Annotated in this window: 15 protein-coding genes, 1 tRNA gene and 4 pseudogenes; 11 read left to right on the top strand and 9 right to left on the bottom strand. The window is 69.3% G+C overall.

Features of this window, described 5'->3' with window-relative positions; all coding sequences use genetic code 11:
• Window positions 1–13 precede the first annotated feature (13 nt).
• From efeB to AB0D34_RS04290, 4 genes are all read left to right on the top strand, one after another.
• A complete protein-coding gene (gene efeB / locus AB0D34_RS04305; protein ID WP_362656645.1) occupies window positions 14–1642 on the top strand; it encodes an iron uptake transporter deferrochelatase/peroxidase subunit in 1629 nt (542 codons plus the stop codon).
• Window positions 1643–1834: 192 nt separating this feature from the next.
• Entirely contained in the window at window positions 1835–2767 is a 933-nt protein-coding gene (pheA, locus tag AB0D34_RS04300; protein WP_362656178.1) for a prephenate dehydratase, read from the top strand.
• Window positions 2768–3310: 543 nt separating this feature from the next.
• A complete protein-coding gene (gene serS, locus AB0D34_RS04295) occupies window positions 3311–4588 on the top strand; it encodes a serine--tRNA ligase (protein ID WP_362656175.1) in 1278 nt (425 codons plus the stop codon).
• Entirely contained in the window at window positions 4585–5382 is a 798-nt protein-coding gene (locus AB0D34_RS04290; RefSeq protein ID WP_362656172.1) for an HAD family hydrolase, read from the top strand. Before serS ends, AB0D34_RS04290 begins: the two co-directional genes overlap by 4 nt.
• A 62-nt stretch (window positions 5383–5444) precedes the next feature.
• Here the strand turns inward: AB0D34_RS04290 and AB0D34_RS04285 are convergent.
• From AB0D34_RS04285 to AB0D34_RS04260, 6 genes are all read right to left on the bottom strand, one after another.
• A tRNA-Ser gene (locus AB0D34_RS04285) sits at window positions 5445–5531 on the bottom strand.
• A 242-nt stretch (window positions 5532–5773) separates the two neighbouring features.
• On the bottom strand, window positions 5774–5971 hold the full coding sequence (locus AB0D34_RS04280; protein WP_123990322.1) for a hypothetical protein: 198 nt from the start codon (window positions 5969–5971) through the stop codon (window positions 5774–5776).
• Between the two features lie 102 nt (window positions 5972–6073).
• Window positions 6074–6793: an ABC transporter permease gene (locus AB0D34_RS04275; RefSeq protein ID WP_362656169.1), complete on the bottom strand. Its 720-nt coding sequence runs from the start codon at window positions 6791–6793 to the stop codon at window positions 6074–6076.
• A 10-nt stretch (window positions 6794–6803) separates the two neighbouring features.
• Window positions 6804–7715 carry an ABC transporter ATP-binding protein gene (locus AB0D34_RS04270; protein ID WP_362656166.1) on the bottom strand — a complete coding sequence of 304 codons (912 nt, stop codon included), beginning with the start codon at window positions 7713–7715 and terminating at the stop codon, window positions 6804–6806.
• Complete coding sequence (locus AB0D34_RS04265) at window positions 7712–8620, bottom strand: ABC transporter permease (protein ID WP_362656163.1); 909 nt, start codon at window positions 8618–8620, stop codon at window positions 7712–7714. The genes AB0D34_RS04270 and AB0D34_RS04265 overlap by 4 nt, the downstream gene beginning before the upstream one ends.
• Window positions 8610–9599: an ABC transporter ATP-binding protein gene (locus AB0D34_RS04260; RefSeq protein WP_362656642.1), complete on the bottom strand. Its 990-nt coding sequence runs from the start codon at window positions 9597–9599 to the stop codon at window positions 8610–8612. The genes AB0D34_RS04265 and AB0D34_RS04260 overlap by 11 nt, the downstream gene beginning before the upstream one ends.
• A gap of 247 nt (window positions 9600–9846) precedes the next feature.
• On the opposite strand from AB0D34_RS04260, the pseudogene AB0D34_RS04255 reads away from it, so the two are divergent.
• The 6 genes and pseudogenes from AB0D34_RS04255 to AB0D34_RS04230 form a co-directional block, all read left to right on the top strand.
• A pseudogene (locus tag AB0D34_RS04255) lies at window positions 9847–9969 on the top strand (Xaa-Pro aminopeptidase); the annotation flags it as partial.
• 62 nt (window positions 9970–10031) lie between these two features.
• Window positions 10032–10297: pseudogene (locus AB0D34_RS04250) on the top strand (Xaa-Pro aminopeptidase); the annotation flags it as partial.
• Window positions 10294–12051, top strand: a complete 1758-nt coding sequence (locus AB0D34_RS04245) for an SDR family oxidoreductase (RefSeq protein ID WP_362656160.1) — start codon at window positions 10294–10296, stop codon at window positions 12049–12051. The pseudogene AB0D34_RS04250 and the gene AB0D34_RS04245, both read left to right, overlap by 4 nt.
• A 327-nt stretch (window positions 12052–12378) precedes the next feature.
• Window positions 12379–12966 (top strand): annotated as a pseudogene (locus AB0D34_RS04240) (MerR family transcriptional regulator); the annotation flags it as partial.
• A 122-nt stretch (window positions 12967–13088) separates the two neighbouring features.
• A complete protein-coding gene (locus AB0D34_RS04235; protein ID WP_362656157.1) occupies window positions 13089–13661 on the top strand; it encodes an RNA 2'-phosphotransferase in 573 nt (190 codons plus the stop codon).
• Window positions 13662–13768: 107 nt separating this feature from the next.
• Window positions 13769–13993 (top strand): annotated as a pseudogene (locus AB0D34_RS04230) (LLM class flavin-dependent oxidoreductase); the annotation flags it as partial.
• 99 nt (window positions 13994–14092) lie between these two features.
• Here the strand turns inward: AB0D34_RS04230 and AB0D34_RS04225 are convergent.
• Window positions 14093–14995: an LLM class flavin-dependent oxidoreductase gene (locus AB0D34_RS04225; RefSeq protein ID WP_362656155.1), complete on the bottom strand. Its 903-nt coding sequence runs from the start codon at window positions 14993–14995 to the stop codon at window positions 14093–14095.
• Between the two features lie 351 nt (window positions 14996–15346).
• Between AB0D34_RS04225 and AB0D34_RS04220 the strand changes: the two genes are divergently transcribed.
• Window positions 15347–15904, top strand: a complete 558-nt coding sequence (locus AB0D34_RS04220) for a hypothetical protein (RefSeq protein ID WP_362656152.1) — start codon at window positions 15347–15349, stop codon at window positions 15902–15904.
• 10 nt (window positions 15905–15914) lie between these two features.
• On the opposite strand, the gene AB0D34_RS04215 is transcribed toward AB0D34_RS04220, so the two are convergent.
• Both AB0D34_RS04215 and AB0D34_RS04210 read right to left on the bottom strand, forming a co-directional pair.
• Window positions 15915–16106: a hypothetical protein gene (locus AB0D34_RS04215; protein WP_362656149.1), complete on the bottom strand. Its 192-nt coding sequence runs from the start codon at window positions 16104–16106 to the stop codon at window positions 15915–15917.
• Window positions 16107–16208: 102 nt separating this feature from the next.
• Window positions 16209–16562 carry a helix-turn-helix domain-containing protein gene (locus tag AB0D34_RS04210; RefSeq protein ID WP_362656146.1) on the bottom strand — a complete coding sequence of 118 codons (354 nt, stop codon included), beginning with the start codon at window positions 16560–16562 and terminating at the stop codon, window positions 16209–16211.
• Window positions 16563–16673 lie beyond the last annotated feature (111 nt).

The following is a 16673-nucleotide window of genomic DNA, read 5'->3' as shown; positions in this document are numbered from 1 at the left end:
AGCCGAGGGGCAGGTGCCGAAGGCGGACGCCGCCGCCACGGGGCGAGCGTCCAAGACGGATGCCACCCGCAAGGGGCAGGCACCGAAGCCGGACGCCGCTGCCGAGGGGCAGGTGCCGAAGGCGGACGCCGCCGCCACGGGGCGAGCGTCCAAGACGGATGCCACCCGCAAGGGGCAGGCACCGAAGCCGGACGCGGCCGCCAAGGGGCAGGCGCCGAAGGCTGGCGCCTCCGCGACCGGTTCCTCCGCGGCTGCCCCTTCCACGAGCGACCCCACCACCGGCGACCCTTCCACCACCCGTCCCTCCGCAGCCGGTTCCTCCACGGCCGCCGCCCCCGGAACCGGCACCTCCGGCTCCGGCTCCGCAGCCTCCCCGGAAAACCCCTCCCGAACCGGCGATCACGAGGCGCCCCGCTCCACCGCCGGAGGCATCTCGCGGCGCGCGCTGCTGGGCACCGCCGGCGCCACTGGGCTCGTCCTCGGTGCGGCCGGCGGGGCCGTGGGCTACGCCGCCGCGCCCGCCCAGGCGACTCCGCTGACCTCCGTGGGCAGCGACGAGGTGATGTTTCACGGGAAACATCAGCCCGGCATCACCGAGGGCCTCCAGGCCCGCGGTCACCTCGTCGCCTTCGACCTGGCGGCGGGCGCGGGCCGCAGGGAGGCCGCCGCTCTGCTGCGCCGCTGGTCGGAAACGGCTCGGAGACTGATGGCGGGGGAGGCGGCGGGGTCCACCGACACGGATGTCGCCCGGGACGCGGGGCCGTCCTCGCTGACGGTGACCTTCGGCTTCGGACACAGCTTCTTCTCCCGGACCGGGCTGGAGAAGCAGCGTCCTGTCGCCCTCGACCCGCTGCCAGACTTCTCCTCCGACCACCTCGACAAGGCACGCAGCAACGGCGATCTGTGGGTGCAGATCGGCGCCAACGACGCGCTGGTCGCCTTCCACGCCCTGCGCGCGATCCAGAAGGACGCGGGCAGCGCCGCGAGGGTCCGCTGGCAGATGAACGGCTTCAACCGGACCCCGGGCGCCACGGCCCACCCGATGACAGCCCGCAACCTCATGGGCCAGCTGGACGGCACCCGCAATCCCAAGCCCAGCGAGTCCGACTTCGACCAGCGGATCTTCGTACCGGCGTCCGCTTCCAAGGACCCGTCGTGGATGGCGAACGGCTCCTACGCCGTCGTACGACGGATTCGGATGCTGTTGGACGACTGGGAGAAGCTCACCCTGGGGGCCCAGGAGGCCGTCATCGGGCGCCGCAAGGCGAACGGGGCCGCGCTGTCCGGGGGCACCGAGACGACCGCGATGGACCTGGAGAAGACGGACGCCAAGGGGGATCTGCTGGTCCCCATCAACGCGCACGCGCGCATCACCCGCCCCGACCAGAACGGGGGCGCGGCCATGCTCCGCCGCCCGTTCTCCTTCCACGACGGCATCGACGCGGACGGGGTACCGGACGCCGGACTCCTGTTCGTGTGCTGGCAGGCGGACCCACTGCGCGGCTTCGTCCCGGTGCAGCGCAAGCTCGACCGCGGCGACGCGCTCTCCCAGTACATCCGGCACGAGTCGAGCGGACTGTTCGCGGTGCCGGGCGGGGCGGCGGAGGGGGAGTACGTGGGGCAGAGGTTGCTGGAGGGGTGAGGCGGGGCGGCACGAGTCAGGGTCGGGGTCAGGGCTCAGGTCGATGTCGGGTCGGGGTCAGGGCCGGGGCCCACGTCGGGGTCGGGGTCGCGCGAACGTCCGCCGTGGCCGCCGGTCACGCCGTTTCACTCAGCGGAGGGGCCCTCGTGAGACATGCGCGCCGCGTTCCACAAGGGCCATTAGGGTGAGGTCATGCCAGCGAGCTATGCGTATCTCGGCCCCGAGGGGACCTTCACCGAAGTCGCGCTGCGGACGCTTCCCGAGACGGCGACCAGGGAGCTGATCCCGTACGTGTCGGTGCAGTCCGCGCTGGACGCGGTGCGCGCGGGTGAGGCCGAGGCCGCTTTCGTGCCGATCGAGAACTCCGTCGAGGGCGGCATCACCACCACCCTCGACGAGCTGGTCGCGGGCGCCCCGCTGATGATCTACCGCGAGGTACTGCTGTCGATCACCTTCGCGCTGCTGGTCAGACCGGGCACCGAACTCGCGGACATCAAGACCGTCTCCGCCCACCCGGCCGCCCAGCCGCAGGTGCGCAACTGGCTGAAGAACAACCTCCCGGACGTCCACTGGGAGTCGGCCGCCTCGAACGCGGACGCGGCCCGGCTGGTCCAGGAGGGCCAGTACGACGCGGCCTTCGCCGGCGAGTTCGCGGCCGCCCGGTACGGGCTCGATGCGCTGGAGACCGGAATCCACGACGCCGAGAACGCGCAGACCAGGTTCGTGCTGGTCGGCCGCCCGGCCCGGCCCGCCGCTCCGACCGGTGCCGACAAGACCTCCGTGGTGCTGTGGCAGCGCGACGACCACCCCGGCGGGCTGCGCGACCTGCTGGGCGAGTTCGCCACCCGCGGCATCAACCTCATGGTGCTGCAGTCCCGGCCCACGGGCGCGGGCATCGGCAACTACTGCTTCTGCATCGACGCCGAGGGGCACATCACCGACCGGCGGGTGGCGGACGCCCTGATCGGGCTGAAGAGGATCTGCCGCGAGGTGCGTTTCCTCGGTTCGTACCCACGTGCGGACAAGGGACCCGAGGATCTGCGGGGGCCGCTCACCGGCACCTCGGACGAGGCGTTCGTGGCGGCCTCGGACTGGGTGGCGCGCTGCCAGGACGGGCGTTTCTGACGCTGCCCGAGGCCGGTCCTACCTGCTGATTTTAGTTATCCACAGGAGTTTTCCACACGTTCGCTTCTCGACCTGGGGACAAGTCGACAACGAAGGGCGACCCTGTCGACAAATCGGCCCTCAGGGCGCTTCTGCGTCCACACGACCGCACGTCACCCTTCGTCCACTGTTTTCCTTTAGTCAATCCTTTGGGGTGACCGCTTTCCACTCGAAAGTATGGGTAAGAAGTGGTTTGCGTCGGGAAACATCGTCGTGATCCCCGGGTTTCGGAGTGATCAATTCCGAAATCCACAGACCCTTCGCACACCCTGTGGATAACTCTTCGACGGGTGTGGATCCCTGTGGACAACCGGACGCCAAGTCCAGGCTCCCGCAAGGGAGTCGAGTCAACCCGACTCCTCGCTCATGCTTCATACCGGGGACCGGAGGCACCTTTCATTGACACGCTCCGCAATTCGCTCATAACGGAACGTAAGTAGCGATTCGGTACGGCAGGAAATAGTGAGTCGTGGGCCCTGTCCCCGCACCGGTAGCCTTGGCCGCGTGATTGACCTTCGCCTGCTCCGTGAGGACCCCGACCGAGTGCGCGCGTCGCAGCGCGCCCGTGGAGAGGACGTCGCCCTCGTCGACGCCCTCCTGTCTGCCGACGAGCGGCGCAGGTCGTCCGGCGTCCGCTTCGACGAGCTGCGTTCCGAGCAGAAGGCGCTCGGCAAGCTCATCCCCAAGGCCTCCGGAGACGAGAAGGCCGAGCTGCTGAAGAAGACGGGTCAGCTCGCCGCCGACGTCAAGGCGGCCGACGCCGAGCAGAACGAGGCCGACGAGGAGACCAAGCGCCTCCTGCTCCAGCTCGGCAACCTCGTCCACCCCGACGTCCCGGTCGGCGGCGAGGAGGACTTCGTCGTCCTGGAGACGCACGGCACCATCCGTGACTTCGGCGCCGAGGGTTTCGAGCCCAAAGACCACCTGGAGCTCGGCGAGGCGCTGGGCGCCATCGACGTCGAGCGCGGCGCCAAGGTGTCCGGCTCGCGCTTCTACTACCTGACAGGTGTGGGCGCGCTCCTGGAGCTGGCGCTCGTCAACGCGGCGATCGCGCAGGCCACGGAGGCCGGCTTCACGCCGATGCTGACCCCGGCCCTGGTCCGCCCGCGCGCGATGGAGGGCACCGGCTTCCTCGGCCAGGCCGCGGAGAACGTGTACCACCTGGAGAAGGACGACTACTACCTGGTCGGCACCTCCGAGGTCCCGCTCGCCGCGTACCACATGGACGAGATCCTCGACGCCGACAAGCTCCCGCTGCGCTACGCCGGCTTCTCGCCGTGCTTCCGCCGCGAGGCCGGCACCTACGGCAAGGACACCCGCGGCATCTTCCGCGTGCACCAGTTCGACAAGGTCGAGATGTTCTCGTACGTGGCCCCCGAGGACGCGGAGAACGAGCACAAGCGGCTCCTGGACTGGGAGAAGCAGTGGCTGACCGGCCTCGAACTGCCCTTCCAGGTCATCGACGTGGCCTCCGGCGACCTGGGTGCCTCCGCCTCCCGCAAGTTCGACTGCGAGGCGTGGATCCCGACCCAGGGCAAGTACCGCGAGCTGACCTCGGCCTCCAACTGCGACGGCTTCCAGGCCCGCCGCCTGTCCGTCCGCATGCGTGACGGCAAGAAGGTCCAGCCGCTGGCGACGCTCAACGGCACGCTGTGCGCCGTCCCGCGCACCATCGTGGCGATCCTGGAGAACCACCAGCTGGCCGACGGCTCGGTGCGGGTGCCCGAGGTGCTGCGTCCGTACCTGGGCGGCCGGGAGCTGCTGGAGCCGGTCGCCAAGTGAGTTTCCCCTATCGGCTGATCGCGACCGACCTCGACGGAACGCTCCTGCGCTCCGACGAGTCGGTCTCGCGGCGCACCCGGGACGCCCTCGCCGCGGCCACCGCCGAGGGCGCCGCCCACATCGTCGTCACCGGACGCGGTGTCCGCTGGACGCGGCACATCCTCGACGACCTCGGCTACCAGGGCCTCGCGGTCTGCGGACAGGGCTCGCAGGTCTACGACGCCGGCGAGCACCGTCTGCTGACATCGGTGACGCTGGACCGGCAGCTGGCGGCGGTGGCCCTCGCGAAGATCGAGGCGGAGATCGGCCCGCTGTTCCTGGCGGCGAGCCGCAGCGGCCTCGACGGAGACGTGCTGGTCGGTCCGGGGTACACGGTGACGGGCGCACTGCCGTCGATTCCGTTCACGGACGCGTCCGACCTGTGGGCGGCCCCGCTGAGCAAGATCTACATACAGCATCCGGAGCTGTCGGACGACGAGTTGGCTCAGGCCGCGCTGCGGGCCGCGGGCGGCTTCGTCACGGTCGCGCTGGCCGGTCCGGGCATCGTCGAACTGCTCCCGCTGGGCCTGTCCAAGGCGACCGGCCTGTCCCTGGCGGCCCGCCGCCTGGGCGTGAAGGCCGCGGACACGATCGCCTTCGGTGACATGCCCAACGACATCCCCATGTTCGCCTGGGCGTCGTACGGCGTGGCGATGGCGGACGCCCACGAGGAGCTCAAGGCGGTGGCCGACGAGGTGACGTCCTCCAACGAGGAGGACGGGATCGCGGTGGTCGTGGAACGGCTGTTGGGCTGACGGCCTGCTGCAGGCACTCCCTGCCAGGGGGAGCCCGGCCAAGTCCCAGTGACAACGTCTCGCGGAGGATGCACGGATCGAACGTGCGCGGGCTTTTCAACCCGACCTTGGCTTAGCAAGCCAGTGCCTTACCACTCGGCCAATCCTCCGGGTGGGCGGCCTCACGCGAGAGCGACATCGCGTGCTCGAAGCGGCCGCCCCGGGCAGGTCCCTCGGGTGAACTCGACGGTGGCGTAACTACACCGGAGTCCTCCGCGGGCCGCCCCGACGGGAGCTGGACGTACTGTCGTGCATGGACATCGTCCGGCTCCTCTCCCAGATCGTGTGAACACAACCATCGTGCCGGTACACCGAGTTGGGCGCCACTGAATTAAACGGCCGGGTGTTCGAACTATCGGCGTCCCCAACGCTTGCGGCGCTTACTGAAGAACCACCCCGCGGGCGGCTCGTCAGAGCGCCAGGGCTGTGGCTCCGGCGACTCCTGGCGCCAGCGCGCGGCGAGCATACGGGCCCGGGCAGACGGCTCGGAGGTCTCGGCGGAGCGTATGAAGTCCTCGTCCAGCACGAGGTCGTCCCAGTCGTCTGCCATGCCCGTTCCCTTCAACTCACAGCCCGACATCCCCATTTGTCCAGTGTGACCGGACATCGGTGAAGTCCCTGTCAATAAGCCCGGCGTCAGGGGCGGGCGCCCCTACTCCTCGCCCGCCAGCGTCAGCGAGCGCAGCTTCTGTCCCGCGTACCAGGTGGCGAGGACGGTCACGACGACCAGCAGCACGGTGGCCGTCGGCAGTCCTACGTCCGAGGTGACCAGGTCCCCGCCCGCGACCTTGTGGGCGACGGCCAGCGACCACTGCTGGACGCTCAGGGTCTTCGCCCCGGCGACCAGGGAGCCGAACAGGGCCTCCCAGACCAGCGCGTAGACGAGGCCGAAGACCACCGCGTGCCGGGACACCGTGCCGAGCAGCAGGAAGAGCGCCGCGTAGGCGATCGAGGAGACCAGCGCGGCCACCGTGTAGGCGACGGCGATCTGCTGGCCGTTGCCGTTGAGGATGAGGCCCGCGACGAACGTGGGCAGCGCCGAGAACACCATCGTCACGGCGACCGCCACGATCAGCTTGGTGAAGATGATCGTCGGCCGCTTGATCGGCTTGGACAGCAGGTACACCACCGAGCCGTCGTCGATCTCCGGTCCGATCGCACCGGTGCCCGCGATGACACCGATGATCGGCACCATCGTGGCGAGCGCGAGCCCGCCCAGCAGGTCGGAGGCCGTCTGGTCGTCGGCGCCGACCAGACCGCGCACGATCACGGAGATCACGATCAGCAGCAGGGGCAGGGCGCCCAGGATGAGGGCCCGGCGGCGGCCGAGCAGGGCCCGGTAGGTGAGTCGGGCGACTGTGGGGTCGTACATCTTCGGCCTCCTACGCCGCGACGAGATACGAGAAGACGGACTCGAGGGACTCGTCGGACGGCGAGACCGTGAGCAGCCGGATGCCGTGGTCGCGCGCGACCCTTGGCAACAGCGCGGTGAAGCGGCCGAAGTCGACGGCCTGGATGTGCAACGCGCCCTCCGCCAGGTCGACTTCGATGCCGGACGTCGACGGGTCGGCGATCAGCGCGGCCGCGAGGGCCCGGTCGTCGCTGGAACGCACCAGGTAGCGGTGCGGTCGGTCGGTCATCAGGCGGCGGATCTTGCGGAAGTCACCGCTGGCCGCGTGCCGTCCTGCGACGACGACCTCGATGTGCCAGGCGAGCTGCTCGACCTCTTCGAGGATGTGGGACGAGAACAGGACCGTGCGACCCTCGTCGCCCATGCGGCGCAGCAGGTCCATGAGCTGCATGCGCTGGCGCGGGTCCATGCCGTTGAAGGGCTCGTCGAGCAGCAGCAGCGAGGGGTCGTGGACCAGGGCGGACGCCATCTTCACGCGCTGGCGCATGCCCTTGGAGTACGTGGAGATCTTGCGGTCCTGCGCGTACTCCATCTCGACCGTGGCGAGCGCCTTCTGGGCGGCCTTGGCGCCCAGGCCGTGCAACTCGGCGTTGGCGACGACGAATTCGCGGCCGGTGAGGAAGTCGTACATCGCCTCGCGCTCGGGGACGATGCCGATGTGCTGGTAGATCTCCTCGTTGCGCCACACCTGCTGTCCGTCGAGGGTGACGGCGCCGGTGGAGGGGGCGAGGAAGCCGCCCATCATGTTGATGAGGGTGGACTTCCCGGCGCCGTTGGGGCCGAGCAGGCCGGTGACGCCGGGGCCGATCGTCATGGTGATGTCGTTGACGGCGACCACGTTGCCGAACCAGCGGGAAACATGGTCGATCTGGAGCGTGGTCACAGTCCCACCTTCTTGTAGCGGCGCAGCAGGAGGCCGTAGCAGGCTGCGATCAGGCCGAGGACGGCGAGGACGTAGACGACCCCTTCGCCGTTGCTCGGTCCCACCGCTCCGGGGAACGCCGAGCTCGCGCCGAGGAACGCCGACTGGAGTCCGTCGATGAGCGTGACCGGCGAGAACAGGCCGATCCACGGGATGGCGCTGCTGCTGCCCTGGGCGTCCGCGATCGCCTGGAGGGTGGAGACGGCACCGTAGGAGATGGTCATGACGGCGATCACGGCCGCGATGCCGAAGCCGCGGCGCGGGGTGACCGAGGCGATGACCAGGCCGATGCCGGCGAAGAGCAGCGAGAGCAGAGCCACGGAGACGAGCCCCTGAGCGAATCCCTTGGTCTGGTCCGCGAAGTCCAGCTTGGCCAGCAGCGCGCCGACATAGAGCACGATCAGCGGGGCGGCGGTGAGGACGAACATCGCCGAGGCCAGCGCAGCGTACTTCGCCCTCACGTAGTCCGCGGTCTCGATGGGCCGCGAGAAGTACAGCGGGACGGTCTTGAAGCGCAGGTCGCGCGAGACGGACTGGGGTGCCTGGGAAGCGACGTACAGGCTGATGACGGCCTGCATGATGATCGCGTAGCGCGTGTAGTCGACCGGCAGGTCGTTGGCCTTGGTGGCGACCGCGACGGCCACCATGATGGCCGCGGGCACGCACATGACGACGAACAGCAGCATCGGCAGCACCTTGGACTTCACCGAGCGGCCGAGGCCGTAGGCGCCGCGCAGGGACTGCGAGTAGAGCGAGCGGGTCGCGTACGAGCGGCCCAGGCGGGGGCCGTCGTAGGTGCGGTAGCCGATGTTGTGGATGCGGGTCTGGTCACCCGACGGTGGTGCCGCGGAGTGCTCAATTGCCATGGCCCACCGCCTCCTTCCGCTGCGCTTCGCCGTGCGTGACCTCGTCCGTGTCCTCGCTGGTGAAGACTTCCGAGATGTGGTGCCTGCGCTGCTCCATGCGCACCAGGCCGAGGCCGAGATCGGCGACGACGTCCCGGACGACGTCGTAGGTCTCCTCGCCCTGTGCGGTCAGCAGCAGGATGTGGCCGGCGCCCGGCAGGACGCTCGACGAGTCGAGGACCTCCACCCCGCGCGCGTGGAGCGCCTCGCGGACCGCGCGGGTGCCGTCCGGGTGCTCGTCGGTGTCGGTGACCTCGACCGCGAGGGTCGTCGTGGTCTGGGTGAAGTCGGTGGTGGAGCTGGACCGCAGGAGCTTGCCGCCGTCGATGACGACGACGTGGTCGCAGGTCCGCTCCAGCTCGCCCAGCAGATGCGAGGTGACCAGGACCGAGATGCCGAAGTCGGTGTAGATCCGGCGGATCAGGCCCAGCATGTCGTCGCGGCCGACCGGGTCGAGGCCGTTGGTCGGCTCGTCGAGGAAGACCAGCTGCGGGTCGTGCACCAGGGCCTGCGCGAGCTTCACGCGCTGCTTCATGCCGGTGGAGTAGCCGCCGATGGGGCGGTAGCGCTCCTCGTACAGGCCGACATGGCGCAGGGTGTCCGCGGTGCGCTCGCGCGCGGCGGTGGGCGGCAGTCCGGACATGCGGGCCATGTGCACGACGAACTCGGTCGCCGAGACGTCCGGCGGCAGGCAGTCGTGCTCCGGCATGTAGCCGACCCGCTCGCGGATGGCGGCGCCCTTGGTCGCGACGTCGAGCCCGAGCACTTCGGCACGGCCCTCGGAAGCGGGGGACAGACCCAGCAGGATCTTGATCATGGTGGACTTGCCGGCTCCGTTGGCTCCGACGAGTCCGGTCACACCGGGTCCGACGTCCAAGGAGAGCCGGTCAAGCGCGGTCACCCGGGGGAACCGCTTGCTCAGGCTTTCGGTCGCGATCACAGTCACGCCATAGACGGTAGTGACGCGGACCACTCAGGTCGTCACCCCGCAGAGCTGCATCGGTATCAGACTCCAGGTGTACGGGCACCTAGGGGTCACCCTGAGGTCTCACAACGTGGCCTCCGTTTTCCACATCGGGAGGGTTTTCCACAGCCCGAACCGGCCCTGTTGACGCAGCCTCCAATGACTGTCACATTCGCCGGTGTCACGTTACGGACGCGTACCGCAGCCGAGGGGGCGGAGCAGCATGACGACAGCACTGACCAGCGAACTCTCCGCGCGTCTGCGGGGATTCAGACAGGGCCGGCGGCTCGCGTACGAGTGCGCGGAGGCGGTCGCGGCGCGTCTGGAACCAGGCGGGACCGAACGCTCCGGGTCCCTCGGGATCAACCCCGTCCAGGACCGGCTGATGGTCGGCCTCACCCCTTCGGCGTGATCGCCCACAAGATCAACCATGGCGAGCAGGGCCGCTGGTCACCGCACGCGAGGGCTGGTCGCCCCTGTGGTCGCCGTACCGCTTCTCCGACCACCCGCCGCGGCCGGGGCTGTGGGCGGTCGAACCCCATCTCGGATTCCGGGGTGCGGGCGCGAAGTTCGGGGAGATCCTGGTCGTCCCCGACTCCGCGGACCCCGAACAGAGCGCCTTCTGGCTCGACGACGATCTGCCGCACGTGCGGCGCTGGGCGGAGGAGAAGTGACCTTGCTCGAAGGTGCACGCGAGCGCCGGGTACGCACCGGCGGCGTCGAACTGTGCGTGGCCGAACTGGGGGACTCCGGGCAGCCGACCGTGATCCTGGTGCACGGCTACCCGGACAGCAAGGAGGTCTGGTCGCAGGTGGCCGCCCGCCTCGCCGACCGCTTCCACGTCGTCCTCTACGACGTCCGCGGCCACGGCAGCTCCACGGCACCGAAACCGCTGCGCGGCGGATTCACCCTGGAGAAGCTGACGGACGACTTCCTGGCCGTCGCCGACGCCGTCAGCCCGGACCGACCCGTGCACCTGGTCGGACATGACTGGGGCTCGGTGCAGTCCTGGGAGTTCGTCACCGTCCGGCGCACCGAAGGCCGCATCGCCTCCTTCACCTCCATGTCCGGACCGTCCCTCGACCACTTCGGCCACTGGATCGCGGGGCACCTGAAGCGACCCACCCCCCGCCGGGTCGGCCAGCTCCTCGGCCAGGGCGCCAAGTCCTGGTACGTGTACGCGCTGCACACCCCCGCCCTGCCCGAACTGGCCTGGCGCGGGCCGCTCGGCAAGGTCTGGCCCCGCATCCTGGAGCGCGCCGAGAAGGTTCCCGCCGACGGCTACCCGACCTCCTCGCTCCCCACCGACGCGGCCCACGGTGCCTGGTTGTACCGGGACAACATCCGGGCCCGGCTGCGCCGCCCGCGCACCGACGCGTACGCACACGCGCCCGTACAGCTCATCACGCCCCTGGGTGACGCCTTCCTCTCCCAGAAGCTCTACGACGACCTCGACCACTGGGTCCCGCAACTGACCCGGCGCACCCTCCCCGCCAGACACTGGATCCCGCGCTCCCGCCCGGACCAGCTGTCCTCCTGGATCACCGAGTTCGTGACCTCCGTGGAGGGAGGCCGGCCGACAGTGAAGGCGACCGGCAAGTACGCCGAGCGCTTCGGCGGACAGCTCGTCCTGGTCACCGGTGCGGGGAGCGGCATCGGACGGGCCACGGCCCTCGCGTTCGCCGAGGCCGGCGCACGCGTGGTGGCCGTCGACCGGGACGCGGAGACCGCCGCCCGCACCGCCGACCTGTCCCGGCGGCTCGGCGCCCCCGCGGCCTGGGCGGAGACCGTGGACGTCTCCGACGAACAGGCCATGGAGAAACTCGCCGACAAAGTCGCCGCCGACTACGGCGTGGTGGACGTCCTGGTCAACAACGCCGGAATCGGCCTCGGCGGCTCCTTCTTCGACACCACCACCGAGGAGTGGAAGAAGGTCCTCGACGTCAACCTGTGGGGCGTCATCCACGGCTGCCGCCTCTTCGGCAGACAGATGTCCGAACGCGGGCAGGGCGGCCACATCGTCAACACCGCCTCGGCCGCCGCCTACCAGCCCTCCAAGGCACTGTCCGCCTACGGCACCTCCAAGGCGGCCGTCCTCATGCTCAGTCAGAGCCTGCGCGCGGAACTGGCGGGCCAGGGCATCGGTGTCTCGGCGATCTGCCCCGGCTTCGTCAACACCAACATCACCTCCACCGCGCGTTTCGCGGGCACCGACCCCGCCGAGGAGAAACGCCGCCAGAAGCGCACGGCCCGCCTCTACGGCCTGCGCAACTACCCGCCGGAGAAGGTCGCCGACGCGATCCTGCGTGCGGTCGTCCGCAACCAGGCCGTAGTCCCGGTCACCCCGGAGGCACGCGGGACCCACCTCATATCCCGCCTCACACCCCGCGCACTACGAGCCCTCGCCCGCCTGGACCCGCCGCTGTGAGCTACGGTGACGTCGGCAAGTTCGCCGCTGGGTCCCCTCCCGGCGACGCCCGACAGGGCGGCGGGGTCGCGCTGCGGTGAGACCCCTACGGCCGGCCGGCACCGAGGGCTTCGGCGGCCGAGGGTTTCGCCACCACCGTGGACCTGGCCGGCGCCACCGGCGAGGTCCTCGCCACCGCCGTGGGCCTGGGTATCACCACGGTCAAGGGCCCCGCCACCGCCGTGGGCCTCGCACCGCCGACAACCTCGACCGCGCCGACGGCGAGGGGTCGAACACCGCGCGGTGGCCAACGATCAGGACTGCCCATGCCGTCCTCGTGGCGCCCACGACGAGGCCGCGGTCGCGGAAGCGGTGGAACTCGGCGTACTGGAACGCGTTCCGGGCGACGACTCCTTCCTCGTGCAAAGCCCTCAAGAGCTCGCCGTAGCAGGCGAGTTGTACTCCGCCGGGGTCCCGCTCTCGGCGAACTCGGCCCACCTAAGGGAGTTGAGAGGCCAGGTCGAGCACATCGCCGCCCGTTTCCTGGAGTTCACCACCGAGCACGTCTTCGCCCGCTACCTGGACGGATCGCACCGGCCGACCGACGCGGACGCAGCCGAAGCGGCCTCACTCGTACGCCCGCTGCGGCCACTCGCGCAACAGACGGTGGACGCGGAACTCGCCCGCGTGATGCGGCTGTTGGCGGTACGACACCTCCGGCAGCACCTCGGTCCGGACGAGCCGCCGCACAGCCCTGCCACGTCACGTTCCGTGGCCGCTCCCGAAGAGACGATGCGGGCCGTGGAGGGGCTGGTTGGGGCGGAGCGGGCGGCGGAGTTCGTCGTGCTGTCGGCTGAACGGGAGGTGCGGGCAAGGGCGTTGGATGTGCTCGCGACAAGTGGGCGGCCCCCAGTCGATCTTGACGAAGGTGGCTGACGTGACGGGGAGTTGTCCACAGAAACGCCAAGTAGCCTGTGGATAACTACAGTTGGTTGTGGACCAAACATCCGCCCCAAAATCATTCGCGTGATTCACGTCTCTCCCGGCACCCTGACGGGATGAACGAGAACAAGTCGCACGAGAAGGACGAGAGACGCACCGTGAAGGTGTCGAAGTACCTCTCGAAGCATCTGCGACACCAGCCCGAACGGATCGGGCTCACGCTCGACGAAGCCGGCTGGGTCGAGATCGACGAACTGCTCGCCGCGACCGCCGCACACCACTTCCGCATCACCCGTGAAGAGCTGGACCACGTCGTCGCCGCCAATGACAAGCAGCGCTTCGCGATCGAGGGCACCCGTATCCGCGCCAGCCAGGGCCACAGCATCGAGGTGGACCTGGGACTCACTCCGGCCACCCCACCGCCGTACCTCTACCACGGCACCGTGGCCCGCAACCTGGACGCGATCCGCGCCGAGGGCCTCAGACCCATGAACCGGCACGACGTCCACCTGTCGCCCGACCGCGAGACCGCGACCCGAGTCGGCGCCCGCCGCGGCCGACCCGTCGTGCTCTCCGTGGACGCACAGGCCATGCACCGCGACGGCCACGTTTTCCACGTCAGCGCAAACGGAGTGTGGCTGACCCAGGCCGTACCGACGCCCTACCTGAGGTTCCCCGAATCCCACTGAGCCTCGGCAGGACCCGATAGGGCTCAGCTCCTGGCTCAACGGCCGCAGACAATGACCCTGAGTCACTGTTTCACGTGAAACATGGCCCGGCGCATACGCTCGGACACATGAGTCTGCGTCTGAGCACCGAGATCCTCCCCTACCGCCGCTGGAACGAGGGAGGCCGCGAGGCATGGCAACGCGCGGAGCAGCTCGGCTTCCACACCGGTTACACCTACGACCACCTGTCCTGGCGCACCTTCCGCGACGGCCCCTGGTTCGGTGCCGTGCCGACGCTGACCGGCGCCGCGGGCGTGACCGACCGGCTGCGCCTGGGCACGCTGGTGACCTCAGTCAAGGCTTTTTCGCCTATCGCAGCGTGACCTGCGAAAACACGGCTGCCCTGAAGGGCGAATCTCCCAACGATCCCGCGGGTGGGCGTCAATGACTACTCAGCCGAGCTGCGCCGGGGCCTCCATAGCGATCTGCTCGAAGACCTTCTCGTCGACGGCGAAGTCCGAGTCGGGGATGGGCCAGTGGACGACGATCTCGGTGAAGCCCAGTTCCCGGTGCCGACCCGCGAAGTCCACGAAGGCACCGAGCGACTCCAGCGGCCGGCCGCGGTCCGGGGTGAACCCGGTGAGCAGGATCTTGTCCATCCCGGCCACGTCCCGGCCGATCTCGGCGCAGGCGTCGGCCAGCTTCTCGGCCTGGCCACGAATGGCTCGAATCGACTGTTCGGAAGTGCCGTTCTCGTACAGCTTCGGGTCGCCGGTGGTCACCCACGCCTGCCCGTAGCGCGCCGCGAGGCGCAGCCCACGCGGGCCGGTCGCGGCCACCGCGAAGGGTAGTCGAGGCCGCTGCACACAGCCGGGGATGTTGCGCGCCTCGTGCGCCGAGTAGAAGTCGCCGTCGTACGAGACCGAGTCTTGGGTCAGCAGCCGGTCGAGCAGCTGAACGAACTCGGCGAACCGGCCGGCCCGCTCGCGCGCAATCCACGGCTCCTGGCCGAGCGCGGTGGCGTCGAAGCCGGTGCCGCCCGCACCGATGCCCAGCGTGATCCGGCCACCGGAGATGTCGTCCAGGGAGATCAGCTCCTTGGCGAGCGTCACTGGGTGCCTGAAATTAGGTGACGTGACGAGGGTGCCCAAGCGCATCCGCTCCGTGACACCCGCGGCGGCGGTCAGTGTCGGCACGGCGCCGAACCACGGTCCGTCCCGGAACGACCGCCAGGAGAGGTGGTCGTAGGTGTACGCGGCATGAAACCCGAGTTCCTCTGCACGCTGCCACGGGGCACGACCGCCCTCATTCCAGCGTCGGTACGGCAGGATCACGGTGCTCAGGCGCATGCTCATGATGCAGAGCCTACGGCGACGCTCAGTGAGCCCGGGCGACACCCGACGTCGGGCTTTCCACCTCATGACGTTCGAAACGGTTTCCGGCACGCCATGAGATATCGACACCGATGCCGGAGGGAGTCTGCTGGCCTACGGTTTCTGCGAGCCGTCGGGACAATGCCCAGGGCGGCCTGAACACCCAGTTCTTCCGCGCTGAGCGCGTCCTCGACGGAGACCCCTTCAGAGTCACTGTTTCCTGACGCACCATGCGGGTGCCGAGGGCGACCGAGCCACCCACACTCACGCAATACGGCACTGCCCGCCCCCATGCAAACTACCCAGAGCGATGACGTACCAGCCGGGAGAGACATGGCCACCGCCCACAACGTGTACGTCCCGGAAGGTACTTTCGGTGTCCTCGACGCTGGAGAAATCCCTGTCCAGACGGCGGACTGGAGCAACGGACTTGCCGCCTCCATGTCACAGGGGGCTCTCATCGTCACGGGAATCCACACCGGCGCGATCCAGGCCACGGCAACCGCTCTGACCGGTCCGCCGGCTGCGTCGACGGACGCCTTCTGGGAAGAGATCGTGGAAGTGAGCGTGAACGTCCCGACGGGTCTCCTCCGGGTCGAGTCCCTCGAACGGGGCCCGGTCGGCGGACTCGTCTCCCTGAGTCCGGCGGGCCCTGGCTGGTACCGGCTGCGCGTTCACGCGCGAGGCCGCAACATCCTTCCGGACAAGGTCAGCGCCGAGCCGGTGGAGGACTACCTCTTGGTGACATGGCCGGCTCCGCAGTCCGACGCAGACATCATCCGCAGCAGCAACCGCATCGACCACGCCCCGAACATGCCCCAACCGCAGCAGCCCGCTCCTACGCGGAGCCCAGAGCAGGAAGCCCTCCGCCGACGGTTGCTACGGGGGTAGACCGTTTCGCTCAGCAGAGCGGGTCGGCAAGGCGGGCTTCGAAGTCGGCGATGCGCCGGTCCTGGAAGCGGAGGTTGGAGCGGAACCGGACCGCCTCCGTGTGCACTGTCCCCTCGAGCCATACGATCGTCCACGACCGCCGCCCGTCCTTCCGCTCGATCTGCTGGACCCTCAAGTCCCCGATCGTCACGAGCCGTGCCACTCGTCCTCCATACCGACTCCAGAACAGGACAGACGTCCCGGACAAGATGCGGTTCCCGGCCCTTAGGGACGGCATCACAGTGGGTGGGCTGCCCGCCCGGCTTCATTGGCGGGGATCACCGCGTGTGCTGTCCTGGCCCTCGCTCACCGGAGCAGTTAGCTCCACGTGGTCGTGGCCGACGAACAGCTCCAGCAGGGCGGTGATGGGCAGGTGGGCCTCCGCCGGATGACGCAGCCTTCCATCCAGGCGGAGGGTGTATCGCGTGCGCCGCCCGTCTCGCTCGCGGCTGAGGTAGCCGGCCTGTTCGAGGTCGGTGACGATGCTCTGGGCGGTGCGTTCGGTGACGTGGCAGGCGACGGCTAGGTCACGGATGCGCGTGGCGGAGTCGCGGGCGATAGCCAACAGCACGCGCGCATGGTTGGTGAGAAAGCCCCACCCTGCGGCCTGCTCGGTCACGATCTGCCTGCCCCTTCGACGCTGCCGTAACGGGAACACCGGAAAACCGGTTCATTGACTGTCGGCGGAGAAGCAGGGCTCCGTGGTGAAGGCATCGTGGCGGTCTGGCGA

Source organism: Streptomyces sp. NPDC048420, assembly GCF_040651535.1.
GTDB lineage: Bacteria > Actinomycetota > Actinomycetes > Streptomycetales > Streptomycetaceae > Streptomyces.
The sequence above is the reverse complement of the archived record's forward strand: the minus strand, read 5'-3'. Positions and strand labels throughout refer to the sequence as shown.

Excerpts from the sequence above, each read along its gene's own strand:
- AB0D34_RS04225 (WP_362656155.1), bottom strand. The coding sequence starts at position 14,995 with ATGAGCATGCGCCTGAGCACCGTGATCCTGCCGTACCGACGCTGGAAT.
- AB0D34_RS04275 (WP_362656169.1), bottom strand. The coding sequence starts at position 6,793 with ATGTACGACCCCACAGTCGCCCGACTCACCTACCGGGCCCTGCTCGGC.
- AB0D34_RS04265 (WP_362656163.1), bottom strand. The coding sequence starts at position 8,620 with ATGGCAATTGAGCACTCCGCGGCACCACCGTCGGGTGACCAGACCCGC.
- AB0D34_RS04235 (WP_362656157.1), top strand. The coding sequence starts at position 13,089 with ATGAACGAGAACAAGTCGCACGAGAAGGACGAGAGACGCACCGTGAAG.
- AB0D34_RS04220 (WP_362656152.1), top strand. The coding sequence starts at position 15,347 with ATGGCCACCGCCCACAACGTGTACGTCCCGGAAGGTACTTTCGGTGTC.
- AB0D34_RS04280 (WP_123990322.1), bottom strand. The coding sequence starts at position 5,971 with ATGGCAGACGACTGGGACGACCTCGTGCTGGACGAGGACTTCATACGC.
- pheA (WP_362656178.1), top strand. The coding sequence starts at position 1,835 with ATGCCAGCGAGCTATGCGTATCTCGGCCCCGAGGGGACCTTCACCGAA.